Origin of the sequence: Xanthomonas sp. 3075 (assembly GCF_014197275.1) — a bacterium.
Lineage (GTDB): Bacteria > Pseudomonadota > Gammaproteobacteria > Xanthomonadales > Xanthomonadaceae > Xanthomonas > Xanthomonas campestris_B.
Map to the genome: position 1 here is coordinate 98305 of NZ_JACIFI010000005.1, position 18607 is coordinate 116911.

Consider the following 18607-nt stretch of genomic DNA (forward strand, 5'->3'; position numbering starts at 1 on the left):
CGGCTCACCGGTTCGGGCACTTGGTCTTGGTTGGGCATCTCTCCGGCACCGATCAGGCAGCTGCGGTTTGCGAAGCACATGCGTTGGTGTGCGAGTGCGCGCTCAGGCGCTACGCGGCGAAAACAGGATGATCGCCATGCCGAGCAGGCAACAGCTGGCACCCAGCAGATCCCAGCGCGTGGGCGTGACCCGGTCCACCCACCACAACCACAGCAAGGCGCTGGCGACATAGACGCCGCCATAGGCCGCATACACCCGCCCGCTGGCATCCGGATGCAGGCTCAACAACCACACGAAGATCGCCAGGCTCAGCGCCGTGGGCAGCAGCAACCACGCGCTGCCGCCTTTGCGCAGCCATAGATAAGGAAGGTAGCAACCCACCAGCTCGGCGATCGCGGTGGCCGCGAACAACGCCAGCGTGGTCGGCGCGGAATTCATTCGCGGTCTTGCCGGTCAGGGTGCGCGCGGTGCAGACCTGGCCTGTCGCCACCTTGCTCACCGATGCCTGACATCTGCGTGACAGGCTGACCGCTGTCGAGCGCCGCCGGATCACCGTCACGCTCGTCGCGCTTGACCTGTTGCCACAGCGCTTCCTGTTCGTGCAGGGACAGCGCCGTCAACGACGTGCCAGCGGCGTGCGCCTGCGCTTCCATCGCACGGAAGCGGCGTTCGAACTTCAGATTGGCGTGGCGCAGTGCAGCACCGACATCGACCTTGGCATGCCGCGCCAGATTGGCGCAGACGAACAACACATCGCCGAGTTCGTCCTCCAGCCGGGCCTGGTTGTCGGCGACCGGCCCGCGTGCGAATTCCACCCGCAGCTCTTCGATTTCTTCCTGCAGCTTTTCCAGCACCGGTGCCGGGCCCGGCCAGTCGAAGCCGACCCGCGCCGCGCGCGCTTGCAGTTTGGTGGAGCGCTGCCATTCGGGCAGGCCGCGTGCGATGCCGGCAAGCGCGGAGTCGTCCTGATGGCCGGCGGCGCGGCGTTCGTCGCGCTTGATCTGCTCCCAGTTGACGCTCACCGCCTGCGCGTCGTCGGCCCGTTGCGCGGCGAACACATGCGGATGGCGGCGCACCAGCTTGTCGCTGAGCGTGGCCACCACGTCGGCGAACCCGAAGGCTCCCTGCTCGGCCGCCATCTGCGCATGGAACACCACCTGCAACAACAGGTCGCCCAACTCGTCGCGCAGGCCTGGCAGGTCGTTGCGATCGATCGCGTCGGCAACTTCGTAGGCTTCTTCGATGGTGTATGGCGCGATGCTGGCGAAGGTCTGCGCCACGTCCCACGGGCAGCCATGTTGGGGATCGCGCAGGCGCGCCATCAGTTGCAGCAGGTGCTGGATATCGCCGGTCGGCGGGGTCTGAACCATGAAGTTTTTCCTGGAACGTGGCATGTCGTTGCGTGCGTGCCTGGGCGATGCAGGCGTGCCTGGCACGGCCATGCGCATCGGGATCCTGCTGTAGGCGGCGCACGTGCCGGAGTGTACCGTTCACGCCATCGGGATTCGCGCACCGCCAGGTCCGAGCGGGCGGCCCGCACGCGCCTGCCGGTCGCTCACACCAGCCAGGTACGCCACGGCAGGTTCGGGTCGCCCAATGCGATGAAGTCGCCGTTGAGCAAGGTATCCCGACGGTTGTAGCGGAACGGCTTGCCGGAATCGCCTGCCAGCAGCATGCCGCCTGCGGCATGCAACACGCACTGACCGGCTGCGGTGTCCCATTCGGAGGTCGGACCGAAGCGCGGGTACACGTCCAGGTCGCCTTCGGCGATGCGGCAGAACTTCAACGACGACCCCTGCGCGACGACGTCGATCTCGCCCATGCGCTCCAGCGCGGCGGCCGTGCGCGCATCGCGGTGCGAACGGCTGGCCGCGACCCGCAGCGGGGTGGTGGCAGGCGTGCGCGTGTGCAGCATTTCGTCGCGGTCGCCGTCGCGGCGATAGGCGTTTTCGCCACGTGCCGCATACCAGACTCGACCATCGACCGGCGCCTGCACCACGCCCAGTACCGGCGCGCCCATATGGATGAGTGCGATGTTGACGCTGAACTCGCCATTGCGCTTGACGAACTCGCGGGTGCCATCGAGGGGATCCACCAGCCAGTAGCTGGTCCAGTACTGGCGCTCTTCCCAGGCAATGTGTGCGGATTCTTCCGACAGCACCGGCACGTCCGGCGTGACCCGGCGCAACGCCTCGACGATGACCCGATTGGCGGCCAGGTCGGCCTGGGTCAGCGGGCTGGCATCGTCCTTGATCTCCACCGCGAAGTCCTGCGCGTACACGTCCATGATCGCCGCGCCTGCGTCGCGGGCGATCGCGATCACGGTTTCGCGCAATTCCATCGGAATGCGGATCATGGATTGCGCTCCAGCCACTCGCGCGCAATGAACAAGGCGGCCAGCGAGCGGCCTTCGGAAAAATCCTCGCGCAGCATCAACTCGTCCAGGCGCGCGATCGGCCAGGGCACCACCTCCATCTCTTCCGGCTCGTCGCCCACCAGGCGTTCGGGATAGAGGTCGCGCGCCAGCACCAACCAGGATTGATGACTCATATAAGTAGGAGCGAGCGTCATCGCGCGCAGCACCTGGACCTGGCGCGCGCCGTAGCCGGCTTCTTCCTTGAGTTCGCGGTCGGCCGCCTGTTCGGGCGTCTCGCCCGCATCGATGCGGCCCTTGACCAGACCCAGCTCGTAGCGATGCACGCCGGCGGCGTACTCGCGCACCAGCAACACGGTCTGCGCATCAAGCATCGGCACCACCACCACCGCGCCGTGGCCCTGGCTGAGTTGACGTTCGTACACGCGGCGCTGCCCGTTGGAAAATTCCAGATCCAGCTGCTGGCGACGGAACGGCCCGTCACCCAGATCGGTGATCTTGTGGATGGTCGGCAGGCGCGGACTCATGCGCAGCACGCAGCGGCGGAGCCGGCCGATAGAATAGGCAGATGCATCGACATGTTCATGAGCCCGAAATCCTAGCAGACCCGGCAGCCTCTCAAGCTGACGGACATTGGCGGCAACGCGATCTTGAGGTGCTTTGGCATCCCTGCACGCAGATGCGCGAGCACCCGCACACACTTCCGCTGGTGCCGATCGCGCGTGGCGACGGCGCGTGGCTGATCGGCTACGACGGTCGCCACTATCTGGATGCGGTCAGCAGTTGGTGGACCAACCTGTTCGGCCACACCGAACCGCGCATCGGCGCGGCCATCGCGCGCCAGGCCGGCGAACTGGAGCAGGTGATGCTGGCTGGCTTCACGCATGCGCCGGCCGTGCAACTGGCCGAGCGTCTGTTGGCGATCGCGCCGCGCCAGGCCGGCCGCGCGCCGTTGTCGAAGGTGTTCTATGCCGACAACGGCTCGGCCGGGGTGGAAGTGGCGTTGAAGATGGCCTTCCATTATTTCCACAACCGCGGCGAGCACCGCCGCACGCGTTTCATCGCGCTGGAAAACGGTTACCACGGTGAGACCATCGGCGCGCTGTCGGTTGGCGACATTCCGCTGTACCGCCGCGTGTATGCGCCGCTGTTGCTGGAATCGACCTTTGCGCCGTCGCCCGATGCCTACCTGGCCGAGCCCGGACAGAGCGCCGAAGAATACGCACTGCAGGCAGCCGATGCGCTGCAGGCATTGTTCGAACAATCGCCCGGCGAAATCTGCGCGTTGATCCTGGAGCCACGTGTGCAATGCGCCGGCGGCATGCGCATGTATCACCCGGCCTATCTGCGCCGCGCGCGCGACGTGTGCGATGCGCATGGCGCATTTTTGATCGCCGACGAGATCGCCACCGGTTTCGGCCGCACCGGCACCTTGTTCGCCTGCGAACAGGCTGGCGTCATGCCCGACCTGCTGTGCCTGTCCAAGGGGCTGACCGGCGGTTTCCTGCCGTTGTCGGCGGTGCTGGCCACGCAGCAGCTGTACGATGCGTTTCTGGACGATTCGCGCGAACGTGCGTTTTTGCATTCGCATAGCTATACCGGCAATCCGCTGGCGTGTGCGGCGGCACTGGCCACCCTGCAGATCTTCGCCGACGACGATGTGATCGCGCGCAACCAGCACACTGCTGCGCGCATGAGCGCGCTCGCTGCGCAGATCGGCGAACACCCGGCCGTGGCGGACGTACGCCAGGCCGGCATGATCGTGGCCTTCGAACTCACCCAAGGTGGCGACAAACGCATGCCGTTTCCGGCGGCGGCGCGGGTCGGTTTGAAGGCCTATCGCGCTGCATTGGACAAGGGCGTGGTGCTGCGCCCGCTCGGCGATGTGCTGTACTGGATGCCGCCGTATTGCGTGGACGAGGCGCAGCTTGCGCTCCTGGCGGCGACCACCCGCCATGCCATCGAGGAGGCCGTTGCATGCGCCTGACCCGTTCCCATGTGGCGCAAGCACTGCAGTGCGATCAGGAAGTGCTGCTGCCCGAAGAGTCGGCCAATCACCTGTTGCGGGTGCTGCGGCTGCGCGAGGGCGATGCCTGCATCCTGTTCAATGGCGATGGCAGCGATTACCACGCACGCATCACCCTGGCCGGCAAACGCGAGGCACGTGCACTGGTGGAACGCGCCGAGCGGTTATGCAACGAATCGCCACTGCGCATCACCCTGATCCAGGGCATCGCACGCGGCGAGAAGATGGATCTGATCCTGCAGAAAGCGACCGAGCTGGGGGTTGCAGCCATTGTGCCCGTCAACGCCGAGCGGACCGAGGTCAAGCTCGACCCGGCGCGCATGGAAAAACGCGTTGCGCATTGGCGTAGCGTGGTGGTGTCGGCCTGCGAGCAATCCGGACGCGCATGCGTACCCACGGTTGCCGCGCCAGCGGGCCTGCAGGACGCGGCACAGGCAAGCGATCCAAAGGCGCTACGGCTGACATTGGACCCGCACGGCGAGCATCGCCTGGGCACGTTGCCCGCAGGCACTCAGCAGCATCTGACGGTGGCGATCGGGCCGGAGGGCGGTTGGTCGCCGCGCGATCGCGCGATCCTCGCCGAGGCCGGCTTCAGCGGCCTGCAATTGGGGCCGCGGATCTTGCGAACCGAAACCGCCGGGCTGGCCGCGATCGCAGCGTTACAGGCGCGGTTCGGAGATTTATAAGCGCGGTGCGGTGGACATGCGCAATGCATGGAACGGCGCGCTCACACGGCGTCATGGGCAATCGCCAATGGATGCGCGCGGCGCCGGGCATCACCGTGGCTGATTAGCCCCGCCTTACGCTGCATCGCTGCATCCACCATGCACGCATGGCAGTCGCGCATGTGCGTGCCGCCCAGGCACCGCAGCGCGGCAACTGACGCGACGGCCGTGATCGCTGACCCGCCGTCGCACGTCGCACCTGTCAGCATCGCCAACAACTAAGGAGTCAATCGGTTCGACGCAGCGGGCCTGACGGCCCGGCGTGATGCGCAAGCGCTCAGCGGCCGTGCTGCAAAAACCAGCTGGCTGCGCCGATCACGCCGAGCTGGCCGTGCTCGACGATGCTGACCGGCACCTGCTCCAGCGCGGGCCGTAATGCACCCTTGTCGAGCAGCCGCCCAGCGAAGTCGCTTTGCTCGGCAACGAAGGCGGCAATCTGCGGCAGGAAGCCACCGGCCAGATACACACCGCTGCGCACGCCATAGAGCAGGATCATGTCGCCGACCACGCTGCCCATGAAACCGCAGAACGCCTGCAACGCATCGCGCGCCAGCACGTCATTGCCAGCCAGTGCCGCAGCGGTGACATCGGCCGGGCCGGCATGCACCGCCGTCTCGCCACGCAGGGCCGCCAGCGCGGTGTACAGATTCAACAAGCCGGGCCCGGACAGCAGATGCTCGGTGGCCACGTGCGTGCGCGTGCGGCGTAGCTCCTGCAGCAGCGCCACTTCCAGATCGTTGCCTGCGGCAAGCGCGGCGTGGCCCGCTTCGGTCGGCAGCACCGCCGGATGAGCACCATTGGGAATCCACAACGCTGCCCCCAGTCCGGTGCCGGGACCAAGCACCAGCGCCGGGCCCGGCGCACCCTGCGCAGGTCCGGACAACTGCATGACCTGATTGTCGGTCATGTAATTGGCCGCATGCGCCACCGCTTCGAAATCGTTGACCAGATGCAACGCCTGCATGCCGAGCTGGCGGCGGATCTGCTCGGGCGCCAGCACCCAGGGCAAATTGGCGGTGATCACGCTGCCGTCCTCCAGCGCGTAACCAGCGCTGGCGATGACGCCGCGCTTGACCGGTGCGCAGCCAAGCTCGGCGAAGAACGCAGCCATGATCTCGGCCAGACCCGGATAATCGGCGCACCGGTACTTGCGGTAATCAAGCACAGTCACCGGTTTGCGTGGATCGACGCTTTCGCACACCAACGCAAGGCGCACATGCGTCCCTCCCACGTCTGCGGCAACGAAGGTTTCGGGGCGCGGAAAGGCCACCGCTTCCATTGGACTGCTTGCGCTCACGCATTCTCCTGATCTGTGGCGGCGGCTGGCGTCGTGTTCCGTTTCCGACGAACGGCAGCGGATAGACAACGTTGTCAGTAATCGCCTTGTAACGCAACCGTGGCGATCCCGCTTTATACAGAACGAAAGCAACCGCGGCATCTGTTGAAATTTGCCACGCATTACGAAGATTTCCGCACAAACCCTGTTCGCGCCACGCCATTTTTGGCAATTCACCATAGAAAATGCCGATCACGCCAGTCAGGCTCGGTTGAGCCGCTGTTTTAACTGCGCAGGCCCAACGCAGCCCACCCAGGGAATGCTGCATTGCAGCGCAATCGCAGGCGGTTCAGAGATCTGTGACCATGTGTTGACAACGCTGTCAGCGCTACGCGAGACTCGATCCCGATCGGGGTTCTGGCAGGAGGGGCCATGGACCGTTCGGCACTCAAAGAACGGGCTTACCCTCACCTGTCGATTCCAGATTCGCGAGTCCTGCGTCGCCAGACGTGCGTCTCGCTGAAGTCGCATTCGCACCACCGCTTCACCATACGGGGGACACCTCCTCTACCACGCGAATCGCCTGGAACCTGCGTCGGACGCAGTGCACCAATGCGGTCCCCGCGATCGGTCAGGGCGTGTTGTTTTGCCGGCCACGCCGAGTGCGTGACGCCTCTTCAAGGCGACGCACTCACAGCACTAACCAATGAGGTTTAGCCATGCACAGCCGCACCACGACGTTAGCACTCTGCATCACCGCCGCTCTGTACTGCTCCGGCTCTGCCATGGCTGCCGGGCAAGAACAGCAGGCCACTCCGAGCGCGCCCTCGGCCACCACCGAGCTGGACACGATCACCGTCACCGGTTATCGCGCATCGCTGGAAAAGAGCCAGGCGGTCAAGCGCTCGGCCAACTCGATCGTCGATGCGATCAGCGCCGAAGACATCGGCAAGTTCCCGGACATCAATGCGGCCGAATCGCTGTCGCATCTGCCGGGCATCAGCGTCGACCGCCAGTTCGGCGAAGGCGAAAAAGTCAGCATCAACGGCACCGACCCGGCGTTGAACCGCGTGCTGCTCAACGGCCAGACCATCGCTTCGGGCGACTGGGGCGGCAACCCGACCGACACCAGCGGCCGTACCTTCAACTACACCCTGCTGTCGCCGGAAATCATCGGCCTGATGGAGGTCTACAAGACCCCGGAAGCGCGCATCGACGAAGGCTCGATCGGCGGTACCGTGATCGTGCACACCCGCAAGCCGCTGGACCTGCCCAAGAACACCATCCGCGGCTCGGTCGGCTACAACTACAACGACCGTTCGGAAGAAGGCAATCCGCGCGGCTCGGCGCTGTGGAGCTGGAAGAACGACGACGAAACCTTCGGTGCGTTGATCTCCGCCACGCATGACAAGCAGGACCTGGCACGCGCCGGTATCGAATACTTCGGCTACACCACCGGCGCCAATATTCCCGCCAGCGCCACCATCACCGGCGACGGCAGCGATGTGGCCACCGCCCGTGTGCCGGCCGGCATCAACAGCGCGTTCTTCCAGCAGACCCGCGAACGCAGCGGCGTGCAGGGCGCGTTGCAGTGGAAGCCGAACGAGCAGAACGAGTTCAACCTGACCGGCCTATACATCAAGGGCAAGTACAACAACTTCAGCCAGTCGCGTTACATGTGTCCTGCGTGTGGATCGCCGGCCGCTGACGGTTCTGGAGACAGCATCAATAACCTGAGGCTGGTGACGCAGGCTAATGTGCAAAACGGCGTGATCACCTCCGCTACGGTTTCTGACGGCGGGTTGGCGCAGCCGTACGCGCAGCTGGACGCAAATTACCGCGAGAGCACCGTCACCACCAAGAGCCTTAACCTGCGTCATGATTGGTCGGGTGAAAAGTGGGTGTTCACCACCCAGGTCGGCGACACCAAGGCCACCGGCGGCAAGAACCCCGAATACCTGATGAAGTTCTTGTTGCAGGATGGCGGCTATAACTTTGCCTACAACGGCAACAGCACGGCCGTGAACTATGACAATGGCGGTGTCGCAAACTGGACGCTGCCGGGCTCTCCGGCCGGACTTGCAGCAGGCTCACAGGATCAAACCGCCATACAGGCCGGCGGCATCCTTTATCAACAGAGCACTGACGAAGAGAAGTATTTCCAGTGGGACGCGGCACGCGACCTGGAATGGGGTCCGTTCACCAAGCTGCAGTTCGGCTACAAGTACATCAACCACAACAATGGTGTGGCAGCACGCAGCAATCGCATCAACACCACGGATCCTGTTTCGCTGACTCAGTTCAGTCCTGGTAGCACGCCGAGTAGCCTGTACGACGGGCTGGGGGCCAGTGGCGACCTGACAACCTGGTCCACTGCAAATCTGGGCGCCGTGCGCAGCTATCTGCTATCGCAGCCGCAAGGACCGTTCCGCACTGACTTCGGCTCGTCCTTTGATGTGAAGGAGATCACGCAGAATTTCTACACTCAATTGAATTACGAAACTGGCAAGTGGCGCGGTAATGTAGGCGTACGCTTGGTCGATACCACCGACAAATCGCTGTACTGGCAGAGTGCCGATGGCGGCACCAACTACTCGCGCGTGGCCGAGACCAACGACTACCGCAAGGCGCTGCCGAGCTTCAACATCGCCTACGACATCACCGACGACGCCGTGCTGCGCTTCTCAGCAGCCAAGGTCATTGCGCGTCCGCGGTATGGCGACCTCGCAGGTACCTTCACCATCAATAGCAACAATGGCAACCTGACCGCCGGTGGTGGCAATCCGGATCTGAAGCCTTACGAATCCACCAACTACGATCTGGCGGCCGAGTGGTATTTCGCGCCATCCAGCATGCTATCGGGTGAAGTGTTCTATCGCGACATCAGCTCCTACATCGTCAACACCACAAGCGTCCGTCAGCTCACAGATCCGGTCAGCGGCGTTGCTGGCTTGTATCTGGTGACATCGCCGATCAACGTCTCCGACGCCAAGGTCAAGGGTGTGGCGGTCAACTACCAGCAGACCTTCGGCCTGGGCTTTGGCTTGCAGGCCAACTACACGTTTGCCGAATCCGATTCCAGTTCCGGTCTGAACCTGCCGTACCTGTCGCGCGATACCTACAACGTGATCCCGTACTGGGAGCACGGCGACTGGACGGTGCGTGTGAACTACAGCTACCGCTCGAAGTACTTCACCCAGATCGGCCGGTTGTCGTCGGAAGATTTTGCAGACAGCTACAAGCAGCTGGACCTGACCGCCTCGTATCAGATCACCGATTACATGGGCATCACCTTTGGCGCGACCAACCTGCTGGATTCGACCTACCGTCTCTTCAGCAACACGCGCGATACGCCAACGGCGTTCTACAAGAACGGCCGCGGTTATCAGGCCCAGTTGAACTTCAAGTTCTGATGTAGCACCGGCGCGCCACCGACCCTCCACGGTGGCGCGCTTTTTTGAGCGGTGCGTTGCATGCAGCGCACCGCTTGATGTCGTACCAAGGAGTGGTACTGGCCACGCCCCTTCGCGGTTGAGGGAGCATGGCCAGGCCCGCTTTTGCCATCCACGTGCCGGCTGCGCTGCAACCGGCATGTCTCGCTTGTAAGGAGTGCAGTTCCCATGACGACCGATAGCCGCCTTGCGGCTCCATCCCGCCGCCACGCCGGAGCTGCACCCAGAACGCGAATACTCGCGCTCGGTCTGTTGCTCGCGCTACCTGCTGCCACGCTCAGCGCGCAGTCGCCCACCGCGCCGACCGCCACCACGCTCAGCCCCGAACAGATCGACCAGCAATGGCTCAGCGCCACCGCCAAGTACGCACCCGAGCGCGAACGCCTGGTGCACGAAGCCGAACAAGGTGCCCGCAAGGGCCCGTTCCGCCCCGACTGGGCCGCGCTGAAGGCCTATCAATCACCGGCGTGGTACGACAACGCCAAGTTCGGCATCTTCATCCATTGGGGCGTGTTCTCGGTGCCGGCGTTCGGCAGCGAGTGGTATTCGCGCAACATGTATCTGCAAGGCTCCAAGGAATTTGCCCATCACGTGGCGACCTATGGCCCGCAGGCGACCAACGGCTACAAGGATCTGATTCCCAAGTTCACCGCGCCCAAGTTCGACCCGACGGGCTGGGCCAAGTTGTTCCGCGACTCCGGCGCGCGCTATGTGGTGCCGGTGGCCGAGCATCACGACGGGTTTGCACTCTACGACTCCAAGCTGTCGGACTGGACCGCGATGAAGATGGGGCCCAAGCGCGACCTGCTGGGCGAGTTGTCCAAGGCGATCCGCGCGCAGGGCCTGCACTTCGGTTTGTCCTCGCACCGCGCCGAGCACAACTGGTTCTTCGACGGCGGGCGCACCTTCGATTCGGACGTCAACGACCCGCGCTATGCAGCGCTGTACGGCCCGGCGCAGGTGCGCCTGCCCGGCAAGGACGATGCCGACGTCACCAACGACTGGACGCCGGTCTCGCAGGCGTGGCTGGACGACTGGTTGGCACGCACCACCGAGTTGATCGACACCTACCAACCGGACCTGATCTATTTCGATTGGTGGATTGCGCACCCCACCTTCCGCAGCAGCCTGCCGACCATGTTGGCCTACTACTACAACCAGGGCGCAGCGCGGACCGAGGCCGATCGCGGCGTGGTGGTGAACTACAAGCTGGGCGCCTTCCCCGAAGGCGCCGGCACGCTGGACATCGAACGCGGCCAGCTCACCGGCATCCACCCCACCCATTGGCAGACCGATACCTCGGTCAGCAATGCCTCGTGGGGCTACATCGAAAACGACACCTACAAATCGCCCACCTTCATCATCCACATGCTGGCCGATGTGGTGTCCAAGAACGGCAACCTCATGCTCAACATCGGCCCGCGTGCCGATGGCTCGATCCCGGACACCGAACGCGGCATCCTGCTGGCCATCGGCAAGTGGCTCAAGACCAATGGCGGCGCGATCTACGACAGCAAGCCGTGGCGCGTGTATGGCGAAGGCCCGACCGAAGTGGTGGGCGGCACCTTCCAGGACGTCAAGACCAAGCCGTATACGGCCGAAGATTTCCGTTTCACCACCCGCGATGGCGCGCTGTATGCCATCGAGCTTGGCTGGCCGAGCAATGGGGAAGCGGTGATCCGCTCGCTCAATGCCGCCGATGGCGTGCGCGCTGTGACGTTGCTGGCCACTGGCAAAAAGATTCCGTTCGAGCAACGCGCCGACGGCCTGCACCTGCGGCTGCCGATCAAGCCCATTGGCGAGAGCGCCTATGTGTTCCGCATCGACCTTTCTTCCTCCCCCACTCCCTGATGGATGCTGTTTTCATGCATAAGCGATTGACCTGGATCCTGCTCGCATTGGCATCTGTCTGCATGCCGGCCTTTGCCAAAAACCCCACGGCGTTGTTCTATCTGATGAACACGCAGAAATCGACCAACTCGTTCCTGGCCAATGTCGACAAGATCGATCTGGTGGTGCCGACCTGGTATGGCGTGGATCAGAACGGCCTGGTCAACGGCACGCCCAATACGTACCTGTACGACATCGCCAAGCAGAAGAAGCTGCGGGTGATGCCGATCCTGTCGATGACCACCGGCCGCGACGGCTTCCACAAGCTGATGCACGACGAAGCGGCCAAGAAGCGCATGATCGAATCGCTGCTGATCCACGGCAAGCAGCACAAGTATTACGGCTTTCAGTTCGATTTCGAGAACATCGCCTGGACCGATCGCGACGCCTACACGCTGATGGTCAAGCAGACCGCCGATGCGCTGCACAAGGCCGGCTTCAAGATGTCGGTGGCGGTGGTGCCGAATGCGCCGGGCCATGCCGAAGGCGGCCAGTTTTCCAAGTGGATGTGGGAATACTGGCGCGGTGCGTACGACCTGAAGGCGTTGGGGCAGGCGGTTGACCTGGTCAGCATCATGACCTACGACCAGCACACCCGCTGGACCACGCCGGGCCCGGTCGATGGCATGGTGTGGATGAAGAAGCACCTGGACTATGCGATCACCCAGGTGCCGAAGGAAAAGCTCTCGCTCGGCATCGCCACCTATGGCTATCGCTGGTACACCGGCAACCCGGTGAAGGAAGACGGCACCGAAGCGTCGAATATCTCGGCCACGTATATCGATGCCGACGAATCGTTCCCGCTGGCGATCGAACAGAACGCTACCGTGCAGTGGGATCCGGTCGAGCAGGAATCGTGGTTCTACTTCTATCGCGATGACATGCGCGAGTGGGTGTTCCGCCCGGACGCACGCAGCTTCAAGGCGCGCTACGACATGGTCAAGCAGTACGGCCTGGAAGGTTTCAGCTGCTGGGTGCTCGGCGCCGAAGACCCGAAGGTATGGGACGAGTTGCCGACTGCGCAGCGCTAAGCGCGTCAACGCATTGCCGGACACCCTGACGGGCGCGATCGGTGTGCGCATCGGACTGCGCGCACTGCGCCCCGATGCGAGCGCTGCCCGCGCCCGTTTTGTCGCGGCCGACGCGCGTGCGTTCGGTGCTGCACAGTGCCCACTGCGTGCATCGGGACGAAGCGTGCGCCAGTCCCTGCGCCATCCGGCATGGCTTTGCTACTGTGCGTGGCCGCCGTATTTTCCCCGCCATCTCCGGATGTGATTGCATGACGTCCAATTCCGCACCTGACCTGCCGCCCTTGCCGTTATCGAAGCCGCCGTCATCGAAGCTGCCGTTGCGCATGCGGCCGTCGAGCCTGCTGTCGTCGATGGCACGTTCCTCGCGCCTGCTCGCGATGACGCTTGCGGCGATGGTGTTGTCCGGTTGCGGGCAGCGCGATGCAGCGACCCCGCCGGCTGCGGCCGAGTCCGGCAACGCCTCGACGTTGCCTGCAACCAACGCACCATTGCCATTGATTCCCGCCCCGGCCGACGCCAAGCGCGGCAGCGGCAGTTTTCACGTCGGAACCGGAACGGTGATCTCCATCGTCGGTGGCGATGCGGATGCGCGCCGCAGTGCCGAGCATCTGGCCGGCTTGTTGCAACGCACGCGCGGGCTGGCGCTGGAAGTCCGCGCAGAGGCCACCGCATCGCCGCGCAGCATCCGCCTGGAGCGCAGCGCGCAGGCAGTAGTGGCGCACAAGGAAGGCTATCGCCTGGATGTGGATGGCAATGGCATCCGCATCGCTGCACGCGATGGTGCAGGCCTGTTCTATGGCGCGATCAGCGCCTGGCAACTGATGACGCCGGATGGGCGCAAGGGCGATGTCGATGTGCCGGCGGTAGCGATCCGCGACTGGCCGCGTTTTGGCTGGCGTGGTCAGCATCTGGACGTGGCCCGCCACTTCCATGACGTGGCCACGGTCAAGCATGTGCTCGATGCGATGGCCGCACACAAGCTCAACGTACTGCACTGGCATCTCACCGACGACCAGGGCTGGCGCATCGAGATCAAGCGCTATCCCAAGTTGACCGAGATCGGTGCATGGCGGACCCCGCCCGGCGCCGGCCGGCACGGCACGCCGGAGCGGTATGGCGGCTTCTACACGCAGGAACAGATCAGCGAAATCGTTGCCTATGCGGCGCGCTTGCACATCACAGTGCTGCCGGAGCTGGACATGCCTGGCCACGCGCAGGCCGCGGTGGCGGCATACCCGGAAGAAGTGGGCGTGCCTGGTCAGCGCACGCAGGTCGGTGTGGACTGGGGCGTCAATCCGTACCTGTTCAACACCAGCGAGCGCAGCCTGACCTTCATCACCAACGTGCTGGACGAAGTGCTGACGCTGTTTCCGTCCGCGTATATCCACATCGGTGGCGATGAGGCGGTCAAGGATCAGTGGGAGGCCTCGCCGGCGGTGCGCGCGCAGATGCGCAAGCTCGGGGTCAAGGACGCGCACGCGATGCAGGGCTGGTTCAACGCGCAGCTGGCGCACTACCTCACCCAGCACGGCCGGCGCATGATCGGCTGGGATGAAATTCTCGAAGGCGGCGTACCGGCCAGTGCCTCGGTGATGTCGTGGCGTGGCATCGACGGTGCGGTGACGGCGGCCAAGCAAGGCCACGATGTGGTGCTTGCGCCCGGCGACTGGCTGTATATGGACAACCTGCAGACCACGCGCAGCGACGAGCCCAACGGTCGTCTCACCGTGTTGCCGCTATCGAAGGTCTACGCGTTCGATCCGGTACCGAGCGCGCTCACCGCCGAGCAGGCCAAGCACGTGCTGGGCGCGCAAGGCGCGTTGTGGGCCGAATACATCCCTTCCAAGTGGCATGTGGATCATGCGCTGTTCCCGCGCTTGTCCGCCGTGGCCGAAGTGACCTGGTCGCCGGCAGCCGCGCGCAACTGGAAGGATTTCCTGGCGCGCATGCCGGCGCAGTTGCGGCGTTACAAGGCACTGGACATCGACGCCAGCGACGGCGCGTTCGCTGCCGATATCGCATTGGAAGGCGGCCCCAACCCGGTGCTCGCCGGTGGCCCGGCCAAGGTGGCACTCAGCACCCAGACCGGTGCGGGCACGCTGCACTACACCGTTGACGGCAGCGATCCCACTCCGGCATCGCCGCGCTACGGCGCACCCTTCACGATCAAGCTGCCGACCACCATCAAGGCCAACGCCTTCGATGCCGATGGCACACCGCTGGCGGCGACACGCAGCCGCACGTTCGATCGTGCCGGGTTGTTGCGTGTGGATACGCAAGGCTTGCGCGATTGCGTGGCGACCGGTGCGCTCGGCCTGCGCTTGCCGCTGTTGCCGGAGATGACCGGCGCCGATACGCCGGTCTACAACGTCGATCTGTTCCACGCCTGTCGCCTCTATCCACAGGCGCGCCTGGATGGCATTGGCGCGATCCGGATCGAAGCCGCTCGCCTGCCGAACAACTTCGGCCTGGCGCACGAGCAACCCAAGGTGGTGCAGTACCCCGCCAAAACGCGCGGCGGCGAGCTGGAAGTGCGCCAGGGCTGCGAGGGCGAGCTGATCGCCAGCGTGCAATTGCCCGACAGCGCCGCCCTGGGCGAACAATTCACGCTGGAAACCGCACTGCCTGCACGCACCGGCATCCACGATCTCTGCCTGCGCTTCACCGCCCCGATCCGCGGCCCGTTGTATGCCATCGGCGCCGTGCAATTGATTGAAACCACTGCGCAGGCGCCCCCCGCTGCCACGCGCTGATCCATCCAAGGAGAATCATCCATGCCCCTGTCCCGTCATCGTTGCGTTCCCGCCCCCGCCTGCCTCGGGCTTGCCCTGGCCTTTGCGATCTCGCAGGCCTGGGCCGCGCCGCCCACGGCAACGCATCTGGACAGCGGCTGGCAGGTGCGGCTGGTGCCGGGCCAGGAACAGGCCAGGACATATCCCAAAGCGGCCGCCTGGTTGCCCGCGCAGGTGCCGGGCGCGGTGCAGACCGATCTGATCGCCGCCAAGATCGTGCCAGATCCGTTCTATCGCGATAACGAAGGCAAGATTCAGTGGGCCGGCCTGAGCGACTGGCAATACCAGACCCACTTCAACGTGGACGCGGCCACGCTCAAGCGCGCGCATGTCGAACTGGTCTTCGATGGTCTGGATACGTTTGCCGAGGTCACCCTCAACGGCAAGAAGTTGCTCAGCGCCGACAACATGTTCCGGCAGTGGCGCGTGGATGCGAAATCTCTGCTCAAGCGTGGCGACAACGTGCTTGAAGTCAAACTGTTTTCGCCGATCAAGAAGATCCAGCCATGGCTGGCCAAGCAGCCGTATGCACTGCCGGGCGCCTACGATTCGGCCTTCGGCGACGAGCCCGAGGCGCGGCATAGCTCCACCTATGTGCGCAAGGCGCCGTACAACTTCGGTTGGGACTGGGGCCCGCGCATGGTCAATGCCGGCATCTGGAAGGATGTGCGCATGGAAGCCTGGGATGCGGTGCGCGTGGACGGGCTGCACATCGCCCAGCAACGTGTGGATGCCGACAGCGCGCAGTTGCAGGCGCAGCTGGAGCTGCAGGCCGGCCGCAGCGGCCCGGTGCAGGTGACGCTGGATGTGCTTGGGCCGGACGGGCAGAGCGTCGGCCAGTTCACCCAGCAGGCGGTGGTCGATCCCGGCCAGAACCGCATCGATCTGCCGGTACGCATCGCCAAGCCCAAGCGCTGGTTCCCGGCCGGCTACGGCGCGCAGGACCGCTACACCTTCGTGGCCAGCGTGCGCGATGCCGATGGCGACAGCCAGCAGATCAAGCGCGTCACGGGGCTACGCTCGGTGGAGCTGCGCCGCGAAAAAGATAAGTTCGGTAAAGGCATGGAAATCGTGATCAATGGCATCCCGATTTTCGCCAAGGGCGCAAACCTCATTCCGCTGGATGCGTTCCCGGCCCGCGTAAGCCACGAACGCATGCGCAGCACCTTGCAGGATGCACGCGATGCCAACATGAACATGCTGCGCATGTGGGGCGGCGGGCATTATCAGGACGACTATTTCTACGACGTGGCCGATGAGCTGGGCATCATGGTCTGGCAGGACTTCATGTTCGGCGGCGCGGTGCCGCCGTACGACGTGGAGTTCCGCGAGAACACCCGGCAGGAGGCGATCGAGCAGGTCAAGCGGCTGCGCGACCACCCCAGCATCGTGCTGTGGTGCGGTAACAACGAAGTGCAGACCGGCTGGGAAAACTGGGGCGACCGGGTCAAGTTCAAGCAGTCGGTGGACCCGGAAGAACGTGCCCGGATCGAACGCGGCATGACCACCTTGTTCGGCACCGTCTTCGGCGAAGTGGTCGCCACCTACGACAGCGACGTGCCGTACTGGTCCACCTCGCCGGGCACCAACTTCGATGGCGCCGCCGACCAGGCCACCGATGGCGACATGCATTACTGGAAGGTATGGGGCGGCCCTGCCCTGCCGGTGACCGAATACCTCAACGTCACTCCGCGTTTCATGTCCGAATACGGCCTGCAGTCGTTCCCGGACATGCGCACCGTGCGCGCGTTCGCCGAACCCGGCGACATGGACCCGGAATCGCCGGTGATGCGCGCGCACCAGAAGTTCGACAAGGGCAATGGCAACAAGCGGCTGATGCTCTACATCCGTCGCGAATTCGGCGAGCCCAAGGATTTCGAGAGCTTCGTCTACCTGAGCCAGCTGATGCAGGCCGAGGGCATCAACCTGGCCGCCTCGCATCTGCGCGCCTCGCGCCCGCAATCGATGGGCTCGCTGTACTGGCAGCTCAACGATGTGTGGCCGGGTGCGTCGTGGTCGAGCGTGGACTACTACGGCCGCTGGAAGGCGCTGCACTATCATGCACGCCGTTTCTACGCGCCGGAATTGATCGCCCCACTGCGTAACGACAAGGGCCAGACGGAGGTGTCGTTGGTCTCGGATCGCACGACACCGCTGGCTGCACGCTGGCGCGTGCGGGTGATGGGCATGGATGGCAAGGTGCTGAGCAAGCGCGAAGAAAAAGCAACGCTCAAGCCGCTCAGCAGCCTGCAGGTGGGCAACTTCAGCGACAAGCAATTGCTGGGCAGCGCCGATCCGAAGCGCACCTATGCGGTGTTCGAGTTGCTGGACGGCGACACGCTGCTGTCGCGCGAGGTGGTGTTCTTCGCACCGGCCAAGCAGCTGGCATTGCCAAGCGCGAAGATCGACAGCCAGTGGCGCGCCGATGGCGACGGCTATGCGCTGACCTTGACCAGCAACACGCTGGCGCGCGAGGTCTGGCTGTCGTTCGGCGATGTGGATGCCACCTTGTCCGACAACGCGTTCGACTTGTTGCCGGGCGAGCCGTTGACGGTGCACGTGAGCAGCAAGGCTGCGCTGACGCAGTTGCAGTCCACGTTGCAGGTACGCGATCTGGCCAGCACGCTGGCCGGTGCGCCGGCGGAGCCGGTGCAGGCGAAATGAGGCCGCCCTCATCCGCCCTGCGGGCACCTTCTCCCGCAATGCGGGAGAAGGAACGGCCGGCTGTCGCAGGACGACCCGGTAGAGCTGGCGGTGCGCCTCCGCCAGAGCCCGCACACGTTGAGTTCCCCTTTCCCGCCAGCAGCCGCATACCTTTGAGTTCTCCTCATCCAGCCAGCCGCCGCACACCCTGAGTTCTCCTCATCCAGCTAGCCGCCTCTCCTGATCCAGCCAGCCGCCACACCTGAGCTCCTTGTCCCGTCGGCAACCAACCGCTGAGCTCGCCCTTCTCCCGCGCGCGGGAGAAGGTGCCCCGAAGGGGCGGATGAGGGCAACGCAGTACCGCCCCACCACGCACCAAAAGACCATTCCCACCCATC

Annotated in this window: 12 protein-coding genes; 7 read left to right on the forward strand and 5 right to left on the reverse strand. The window is 64.4% G+C overall.

Going from position 1 to position 18607, the window contains the following annotated elements; translation table 11 throughout:
• Positions 1 to 102: 102 nt before the first annotated feature.
• From GGR62_RS06550 to nudE, 4 genes are all read right to left on the reverse strand, one after another.
• The gene (locus tag GGR62_RS06550; RefSeq protein WP_184407118.1) at positions 103 to 438 is read right to left on the reverse strand and encodes a YnfA family protein; all 336 of its coding nucleotides are present in this window, start codon (positions 436 to 438) and stop codon (positions 103 to 105) included.
• Positions 435 to 1370 (reverse strand): nucleoside triphosphate pyrophosphohydrolase, encoded by a 936-nt coding sequence (gene mazG / locus GGR62_RS06555; protein ID WP_184407119.1) that lies wholly within the window; start codon positions 1368 to 1370, stop codon positions 435 to 437. Before mazG ends, GGR62_RS06550 begins: the two co-directional genes overlap by 4 nt.
• A gap of 185 nt (positions 1371 to 1555) precedes the next feature.
• The gene (gene cysQ / locus GGR62_RS06560; protein WP_184407120.1) at positions 1556 to 2356 is read right to left on the reverse strand and encodes a 3'(2'),5'-bisphosphate nucleotidase CysQ; all 801 of its coding nucleotides are present in this window, start codon (positions 2354 to 2356) and stop codon (positions 1556 to 1558) included.
• Positions 2353 to 2901 carry an ADP compounds hydrolase NudE gene (nudE, locus tag GGR62_RS06565; RefSeq protein ID WP_184407121.1) on the reverse strand — a complete coding sequence of 183 codons (549 nt, stop codon included), beginning with the start codon at positions 2899 to 2901 and terminating at the stop codon, positions 2353 to 2355. Before nudE ends, cysQ begins: the two co-directional genes overlap by 4 nt.
• 41 nt (positions 2902 to 2942) lie before the next feature.
• On the opposite strand from nudE, the gene bioA reads away from it, so the two are divergent.
• Together bioA and GGR62_RS06575 are read left to right on the forward strand one after the other, a co-directional pair.
• Positions 2943 to 4361 carry an adenosylmethionine--8-amino-7-oxononanoate transaminase gene (bioA, locus tag GGR62_RS06570; RefSeq protein WP_184407122.1) on the forward strand — a complete coding sequence of 473 codons (1419 nt, stop codon included), beginning with the start codon at positions 2943 to 2945 and terminating at the stop codon, positions 4359 to 4361.
• A complete protein-coding gene (locus tag GGR62_RS06575) occupies positions 4352 to 5086 on the forward strand; it encodes a 16S rRNA (uracil(1498)-N(3))-methyltransferase (protein ID WP_184407123.1) in 735 nt (244 codons plus the stop codon). The genes bioA and GGR62_RS06575 overlap by 10 nt, the downstream gene beginning before the upstream one ends.
• A 316-nt stretch (positions 5087 to 5402) precedes the next feature.
• On the opposite strand, the gene GGR62_RS06580 is transcribed toward GGR62_RS06575, so the two are convergent.
• Entirely contained in the window at positions 5403 to 6422 is a 1020-nt protein-coding gene (locus tag GGR62_RS06580; RefSeq protein WP_326520242.1) for a glucokinase family protein, read from the reverse strand.
• A gap of 698 nt (positions 6423 to 7120) precedes the next feature.
• On the opposite strand from GGR62_RS06580, the gene GGR62_RS06585 reads away from it, so the two are divergent.
• From GGR62_RS06585 to GGR62_RS06605, 5 genes are all read left to right on the forward strand, one after another.
• A complete protein-coding gene (locus GGR62_RS06585) occupies positions 7121 to 9814 on the forward strand; it encodes a TonB-dependent receptor (RefSeq protein ID WP_184407124.1) in 2694 nt (897 codons plus the stop codon).
• Between the two features lie 207 nt (positions 9815 to 10021).
• A complete protein-coding gene (locus GGR62_RS06590; protein ID WP_184407125.1) occupies positions 10022 to 11704 on the forward strand; it encodes an alpha-L-fucosidase in 1683 nt (560 codons plus the stop codon).
• A 14-nt stretch (positions 11705 to 11718) separates the two neighbouring features.
• The gene (locus GGR62_RS06595) at positions 11719 to 12774 is read left to right on the forward strand and encodes a glycosyl hydrolase family 18 protein (protein ID WP_184407126.1); all 1056 of its coding nucleotides are present in this window, start codon (positions 11719 to 11721) and stop codon (positions 12772 to 12774) included.
• A 323-nt stretch (positions 12775 to 13097) separates the two neighbouring features.
• Positions 13098 to 15527 carry a family 20 glycosylhydrolase gene (locus GGR62_RS06600; RefSeq protein ID WP_260305625.1) on the forward strand — a complete coding sequence of 810 codons (2430 nt, stop codon included), beginning with the start codon at positions 13098 to 13100 and terminating at the stop codon, positions 15525 to 15527.
• Between the two features lie 21 nt (positions 15528 to 15548).
• The gene (locus tag GGR62_RS06605; RefSeq protein ID WP_184407128.1) at positions 15549 to 18230 is read left to right on the forward strand and encodes a glycoside hydrolase family 2 protein; all 2682 of its coding nucleotides are present in this window, start codon (positions 15549 to 15551) and stop codon (positions 18228 to 18230) included.
• Positions 18231 to 18607: the final 377 nt, after the last annotated feature.

Coding starts and splice junctions, on each gene's coding strand:
- GGR62_RS06575 (WP_184407123.1), top strand. CDS start 4,352: ATGCGCCTGACCCGTTCCCATGTGGCGCAAGCACTGCAGTGCGATCAG.
- cysQ (WP_184407120.1), bottom strand. CDS start 2,356: ATGATCCGCATTCCGATGGAATTGCGCGAAACCGTGATCGCGATCGCC.
- mazG (WP_184407119.1), bottom strand. CDS start 1,370: ATGGTTCAGACCCCGCCGACCGGCGATATCCAGCACCTGCTGCAACTG.
- GGR62_RS06600 (WP_260305625.1), top strand. CDS start 13,098: ATGCGGCCGTCGAGCCTGCTGTCGTCGATGGCACGTTCCTCGCGCCTG.
- GGR62_RS06550 (WP_184407118.1), bottom strand. CDS start 438: ATGAATTCCGCGCCGACCACGCTGGCGTTGTTCGCGGCCACCGCGATC.
- bioA (WP_184407122.1), top strand. CDS start 2,943: ATGCATCGACATGTTCATGAGCCCGAAATCCTAGCAGACCCGGCAGCC.
- GGR62_RS06590 (WP_184407125.1), top strand. CDS start 10,022: ATGACGACCGATAGCCGCCTTGCGGCTCCATCCCGCCGCCACGCCGGA.
- GGR62_RS06595 (WP_184407126.1), top strand. CDS start 11,719: ATGCATAAGCGATTGACCTGGATCCTGCTCGCATTGGCATCTGTCTGC.
- GGR62_RS06605 (WP_184407128.1), top strand. CDS start 15,549: ATGCCCCTGTCCCGTCATCGTTGCGTTCCCGCCCCCGCCTGCCTCGGG.
- GGR62_RS06585 (WP_184407124.1), top strand. CDS start 7,121: ATGCACAGCCGCACCACGACGTTAGCACTCTGCATCACCGCCGCTCTG.
- nudE (WP_184407121.1), bottom strand. CDS start 2,901: ATGAGTCCGCGCCTGCCGACCATCCACAAGATCACCGATCTGGGTGAC.